Raw genomic sequence first — 6,378 nt, forward strand, 5'->3', positions numbered from 1 at the left:
TTGTTCGGGGGGGCCCTGCCCCGCTCCCCCGCGGGGGCCGGGCGGTGCCGGGGCGCCGCCCCCCCGGCGCCCTGCGCCCCCGGCCGGCGCGGCCGCCCCCCCCCCGCGCCCGCCCCGCCCCGCCCCCCCTTGCCCGGCCCGCCGCCCGAAAGGACCCCGCACCCCATGACTGCCGCCCCGGTCGCCCCGCCGACCGACGCCCTTCCGCACGCCCTGCTCGACGCGTCGCCCGACCGTGCCGACGCGGAGTTCCTGCGGCTGACCGACGCGCTGTGGAAGGACGGCGCGGCCACGGACGGGGCCCTGGCCGAGGTGCCCCGGCTGGTGGCCGCCCTGTCCGGCGCCGACGAGCTGCGCCAGGGTTACCTCGCGCTGCTGCTCGGACTCCTGGCCGAGACCGAGCACACCGCGGGCGGCGGGCCGCTGACCGAGGCGGTACGGTCCGGGCTCGCCGGCTATCTGCCGCTGCTCACCGGCTCCGAGCCGGGCGGTCCCACCCAGCTCGCCGCCCTGTACCTGCTCTCCCACCTCGGTGACGACCGGGAGCGGATCCTCGCCGCCGCGGCCGGCACCGAGCTCACCCCGGACGACCGTACCCGGCTGGAGCGCTGCCTGCAGCCGCTCGACCCCGAGGACGTCGTGCTGGGCCGGGTCTGGCCCTCGCCGTACGAGTGGCAGCTCGGCGCCGAGGAGCTGGCCTTCGACCAGGACTGGATCCGCGCCCTGTCGCCGGAGCAGCTCGCGGCGACCTGGTCGAGCGACACCCGCTCGGTGCTCGCGTACACCGGTGCGAAGGCCCTGTGGGCACTGCGCAACGGCCATCCGACGGTGGTCCGTGACACCAGCGTCCACGCCGACGCCCGGCCGGCCGAGCCGCCGGCCCCCCGCATCGAGGAGTTCAGCCGCTTCGCGAACGTGCTGCGCTGCCCCGCCTGCCGCGCCGCGCTGTCGTTCGCGGCCACCGGCGCGTCCTGCACGGGGTGCGAGCGGAGCTACACGCTGCCGCACGGGGTGCTCGACCTGTCCGCCGGCGCCGGCGAGCACGACGAGGACGACGTGCTGCAGAACGCGGCCGGTCTGCAGGGCATCGGCTTCCACTACGAGAACGTGCTGCGCCCGGCGTTCCTGCGGGTGATGGGGCAGAACTGGGGCGGGGCGATCAGCCCCGTCGACGAGGACGCCTACCTGACCGAGCAGCTGTCCGCGGTCGACGGTCCCGTCCTGGACGTGGCCGCGGGGGCGGGCCGCTGGACCGCCGTGGTCGCCGAGGCGGCCGCGGACGGCGGGGTGCTGGCCCTGGACCTGATCGCGCCCATGCTGGCCGGTCTACGGGCCCGGCTGCCCGAGATCGCGACGCTGCGGGCCAGCGCCCTCGCGCTTCCGGTGGCGGACTCCTCTCTGGCGGCGGTCAACTGCTGGAACGCGCTCCAGGCCCTGCCGGACGCGGGCCGGGCGATCTCCGAGATCGGTCGCGCGCTGCGGCCGGGCGGCAGGCTGACGCTGCTGACGTTCCGCTGGGCGTCCGACCCGGTCTACCGCTACTTCCAGGGCTCGCACGCGTTCCCGGGCAGCCCGGACGGCATCAAGCTGTTCGAGACCGAGCAGGTCCATGCCTGGCTGGACGAGGCGGGGCTCTCGCCGGTGGCCGAGACCGGCCCCGGCACCTTCGTCATCATCACGGCGGAAAAGCGCTGACGGCGCTTCCGGAGGTTCCGGGAAGTTCCCCGGAAACCGGGAAGAGCCCGATCGGCCGGTGTTCGACGGTCCCCGGGGGACCGTCGAGCACCGGCATTCGCACTGAGCAACATTGAATATGGAACCGCTCTTTGCTCGGTGCAACGATCCTTTCGGCCCAACTCCGGTGACCGATTCAGGAGAATTCATGCAGACCATCGAGGCGCCGTCCCGCGAAGAACTCGTCCGCCGTGCGACGGACCTGATTCCGCTGCTCCAGCGGAACGCACCGGTCGGCGAGGAGAACCGCAACCTGTCCCAGGAGACGGTGGATGCCCTCACCGAGGCCGGAATTCTCAAGATGCGTGTGCCGCACCGCTACGGCGGCTACCAGTCCGACATGCGCACCGTGGTCGACACGCTCGCCGAGCTCGCCCGGGGTGACGGCTCCGCCGCCTGGACCGCCTCGGTCTGGGCGATCAGCTCCTGGATGGTCGGCCTCTTCCCCGACGAGGTCCAGGACGAGGTCTTCTCGACCCCCGACGTCCGCATCAGCGGCATCCTCAGCCCGACCGCCATGGCCACTCCGGCCCCCGGCGGCATCGTGCTCAACGGCAAGTGGGCCTTCAACTCCGGTGTCCAGCACAGTCACTGGAACACCAACGCCGCCATCCTCATCGGTGAGGACGGCGAGCCGCAGCCGATCATGGTGGCCATCCCGATCTCCGACCTGACCATCGTGGACGACTGGCACACCGCCGGTCTGCGCGGCACCGGCAGCGTCAGCACGATCGCCGAGAACCTGTTCGTGCCGCAGGAGCGCGTGCTCCCGATGGTGCCGGTGCTCATGGGGCAGCACCGTTCGGTGCTCAACGCGGGCTCCCCGCTCTACAGCGCGCCGTTCATGCCGACCGCCTGCGCCACCATCTCCGCCCCGGCCCTCGGTCTCGCCCGCGCCGCCAAGGACGCGTTCCTGGACCGGCTGCCCGGCCGCAAGATCACGTACACCTCGTACGAGAGCCAGGCCGAGGCGCCGCTGACGCACCTCCAGGTCGCCGAGGCCACCGTGAAGATCGACGAGGCGGACTTCCACGCCCACCGCGCCGCCGCGATGGTCGACACCAAGGGAGCCGCCGGCGAGGAGTGGACGCTGGAGGAGCGGGCCCGGGTCCGCCTCGACCTCGGTGCCGTCACCCAGCGCGCCAAGGAGGCCGTGGACCTCCTCAACACCGCGAGCGGTGGCTCCTCGATCTACAGCTCGGTGCCGATCCAGCGCATCGAGCGGGACGTGCAGACCATCAACCTGCACGCGATCCTCCACCCCAACACCAACCTCGAACTGTACGGCCGGATCGTCTGCGGCCAGGAGCCCAACACCGTCTACCTGTAGGCCCACCCGAGATCCGCCGGAGGACTTCCCGATGGAAAGCCGCTGCCCCGTCGCCCTGGACCCCCTGGGCTCCGACATCCACGCCGAGGGCTCCCGCATACGGGCGCAGGGACCGGTGGCCCCGATCGAGTTGCCGGGCGGGGTGAGGGCCTGGTCGGTCACCGGCCACGCCGCCGCCCGGGAGATCCTCAGCGACCACCGCTTCTCCAAGGACGGCAGGCGCCACTTCGACGCCTACGTCAACGGCACGGTCGGCGAGGACTTCCCGCTGATCGGCTGGGTGCTCATGGAGAACATGACCACCGCCTACGGCGCCGACCACACCCGGCTGCGCAAGCCGTGCGCGCACGCCTTCACCCCGCGGCGGGTGGAGGCGCTGCGGCCGGCCGTGGAGGCGATCACCACCGAGCTGCTCGACGAGCTGGCCGCCCTTCCGGCCGGTGAGCCGGTGGACCTGAAGGGCCTGTTCGCCCACCCGCTGCCGGCCCGCGCCATCTGCGATCTGTTCGGGGTGCCCGCGGAGGACCGCGCCGAGATGCTGCGCGGCGGCGAGGTCAACGTCGACACCAGCATCTCGCCGGAGGAGGCCGCCGCCAACGTGGCCCGCTGGCACCAGGAGATGCTCGACTTCGTCGACTCCAAGCGGCGCTCGCCGGGCGACGACCTGACCAGTGACCTCGTCGCGGCCCAGCAGGCGGACAGCTCGCTGCTGTCGGACGACGAGCTGGTCGGCACGCTGCACATCATGCTCGCCACCGGCACCGAGCCGGTGAAGAACCTCATCGCCAACGCCGTGCTCGCCCTGCTGACGCACCCGGAGCAGCTCGCCCTGGTCCGCTCCGGCGAGGCGACCTGGCAGGACGTCATCCAGGAGACGCTGCGGGTGGAGGCGCCGGTGGCGCACCTGCCGTTCCGCTTCCCCGTGGAGGACGTCGAGATCGGCGGCGTCACCATCCCCAAGGGCGAGCCGGTGCTCGTCAACTACGCGGCGATCGGACGCGACCCCGAGGTGCACGGCGCGGACGCCGACCGCTTCGACATCACGCGCCCCGACAAGGAGAGCCTTTCCTTCGGGCACGCCATCTACCGCTGCATCGGCCAGCCGCTGGCCCTGCTGGAGGCGGAGATCGCGCTGGCCGCGCTGTTCGAGCGGTTCCCGCACCTGGGCCTGGCCGTGCCGGCCGGGTCCATCGCCCCGCAGGGCACGTTCATCATGAACGGCGTGGCCGAGCTGCCGGTGCTGCTCGACGCCCGCCCGACGACCATGAAGGCCGCCGTGGTGCCCGAGGTGGGGGCCACCTGGGAGCTGCGTGACGTCCCGGTGCCGCAGCCCGGCCCCGGTCAGGTGCTCATCCGGGTGCGGGCCAGCGGTCTGTGCCACAACGACCTCTGGCTGACCGACGGCCACTTCCCGTTCCCCGAGTTCGACCCGGTCGTGGTCGGCCACGAGGCGGCGGGCGACGTCGTCGCCGTGGGCCCCGGCGTCACCCACCGCAAGGTCGGTGACCGGGTCGGCGCGACCTGGGTGCAGGGCACCTGCGGGACGTGCGACTACTGCCGGCTCAACCTGCCGCTGACCGGCCAGTCCGGCATGAACTGCGCGGCACCCGTGATGAGCGGTCTGACCGTCCCCGGGCACCACGCCGAGTACGTGACCGTGCTCGCCGACTCGACGGTGCTGCTGCCCGACGAGGTCAGCTACGTGCAGGCGGCGCCCGTCCTGTGCGCCGGTTACACCTCGTGGAGCGCGCTGCGCGCCGCCGACCCCAAGCCGCACGAGCGGGTGGCGGTCCTCGGCATCGGCGGCCTCGGCCACCTGGCGCTGCAGTTCTCCCGGGCGTGCGGCTTCGACACGGTCGCGATCACCCGCTCCCCCGACAAGCACGACCTGGCCCGCGAGCTGGGGGCCTCCACCGTCGTGGCCGACGGCGCGGAGCTGGCGGCCGCGGGCGGCGCCGACGTGATCCTGGTGACCGGCACCTCGTACGAGGCGGCCACCGAAGCGCTGCAGGGACTGCGCCCCAACGGGCGTCTGGTGCTCGCCACCATCGACCCCGAGGGGTCCTTCTCGATCGGGCCGACCAGCCCGGTCTGGGCACAGCGCCAGCAGATCATCGGCGCCACCCACAACGGTCTCGAACAGCTCACCGAGGCGCTGCGGCTGGTCGCCGAGGGCAAGGTCGACCCGATGGTCGAGGTCTTCCCCAAGGAGCGGATCGCCGAGGCGGTCGCCCTGGCCGCCAAGGGCGAGGTCCGGTTCCGGGCCGTCGTCACCTACTGAACCGCCACCGATCCGCCGTCACCGCCAGGAGCAGGAGAGATGAGCACAACGACCGAGCGGGCGATCCGCGAGGGGGAGCGCTGGGACCAGTCGTCCCCGGTCTCCGACGTCTTCAACGAGGGCCAGGCGCACCTGAGCTACTGGTTCGGTCCGGACGACGACACCCCGATGGCGGAGGCCTCGCGCCGGCTGACCCGCAAGGTCGTCGACGTGCTCGGCGTACGGGCCGGCCAGCGGGTCCTCGACGCGGGCTGCGGCCCCGGCGGCCCGGCGCTGCTGGTCGCCGAGGAGACCGGCGCCGACGTCACGGGCGTGACGGTCAGCGGCTTCGAGGCCGGTGCCGGCACGGAGAAGGCCGCCGCGCGCGGCCTGTCCGACCGGCTCCGGTTCGAGCACGGCAGCTACGCCGAGCTCGGCCACCACGCCGACGGCTCGTTCGACGCCGTGATGGCGATGGAGTCGCTCCAGTACGCGCCGGACCTGGCCGCGGCGCTCGCCGAGCTGTTCCGGGTGGTGCGTCCGGGCGGTGCCCTGACGATGACCGACTACACGCTGGCCCCGGGCGTGCCGCGGGACGAGCGGGACGTGCTCGCCGAGAAGCTGGCCCTGCCGCTGCTCCAGCCGGTCGAGGAGTGGCTGGTGGCGCTGCGCGCGGCGGGTTTCCACGTCGAGGAGTGGACCCAGTGCGGCCCGCGTGTGTTCGGCATGGGCCCGAAGTACGTGGAGGCCGCCGAGGAGGGCCGGGAGACGTTGCGCGCCGCCTTCGGCGACGAGGCGGTCGCCGGGCTCAAGGAGGCGATGGCCGACTTCTTCAGTCCGGGCTCCGAGCGCATCGCGTACAGCATCGTCACGGTCCGCAGGCCTCGCGTCTGAACGCCCCGCGTCCCCGTGACGCGGAAAACCCGAGGGGGGGCGCCCCGGGGGGGGGGGGGCCCCCCCGCGGCGCCGGCGGGGGGGGGGGGGGGCCCGCGGGGGGGGGGGCCGCCCGGGCCCCCCCCCCGCGGAGGCGGGCGGCGGGGTGGGGGGCCCCGCG

The 6,378-nt window shown here is 73.5% G+C and carries 4 protein-coding genes; all 4 read left to right on the plus strand.

Annotated features, from left to right (window positions below; genetic code table 11):
* The first annotated feature begins 165 nt into the window (after window positions 1-165).
* The 4 genes from ACFW6A_RS38950 (at window position 166) to ACFW6A_RS38965 (ending at window position 6,218) form a co-directional block, all read left to right on the plus strand.
* The gene (locus ACFW6A_RS38950) at window positions 166-1,695 is read left to right on the plus strand and encodes a class I SAM-dependent methyltransferase (RefSeq protein ID WP_386646627.1); all 1,530 of its coding nucleotides are present in this window, start codon (window positions 166-168) and stop codon (window positions 1,693-1,695) included.
* 187 nt (window positions 1,696-1,882) lie between these two features.
* The gene (locus ACFW6A_RS38955) at window positions 1,883-3,064 is read left to right on the plus strand and encodes an acyl-CoA dehydrogenase family protein (protein ID WP_386476672.1); all 1,182 of its coding nucleotides are present in this window, start codon (window positions 1,883-1,885) and stop codon (window positions 3,062-3,064) included.
* Window positions 3,065-3,095: 31 nt separating this feature from the next.
* Entirely contained in the window at window positions 3,096-5,345 is a 2,250-nt protein-coding gene (locus ACFW6A_RS38960) for a cytochrome P450 (protein ID WP_386476675.1), read from the plus strand.
* A 39-nt stretch (window positions 5,346-5,384) separates the two neighbouring features.
* Window positions 5,385-6,218: a cyclopropane-fatty-acyl-phospholipid synthase family protein gene (locus tag ACFW6A_RS38965; RefSeq protein WP_200428853.1), complete on the plus strand. Its 834-nt coding sequence runs from the start codon at window positions 5,385-5,387 to the stop codon at window positions 6,216-6,218.
* Window positions 6,219-6,378: the final 160 nt, after the last annotated feature.

The sequence above is a fragment of the Streptomyces sp. NPDC058758 genome (assembly GCF_042746075.1).
GTDB lineage: Bacteria > Actinomycetota > Actinomycetes > Streptomycetales > Streptomycetaceae > Streptomyces.

Coding starts and splice junctions, on each gene's coding strand:
- ACFW6A_RS38950 (WP_386646627.1), top strand. CDS start 166: ATGACTGCCGCCCCGGTCGCCCCGCCGACCGACGCCCTTCCGCACGCC.
- ACFW6A_RS38955 (WP_386476672.1), top strand. CDS start 1,883: ATGCAGACCATCGAGGCGCCGTCCCGCGAAGAACTCGTCCGCCGTGCG.
- ACFW6A_RS38960 (WP_386476675.1), top strand. CDS start 3,096: ATGGAAAGCCGCTGCCCCGTCGCCCTGGACCCCCTGGGCTCCGACATC.
- ACFW6A_RS38965 (WP_200428853.1), top strand. CDS start 5,385: ATGAGCACAACGACCGAGCGGGCGATCCGCGAGGGGGAGCGCTGGGAC.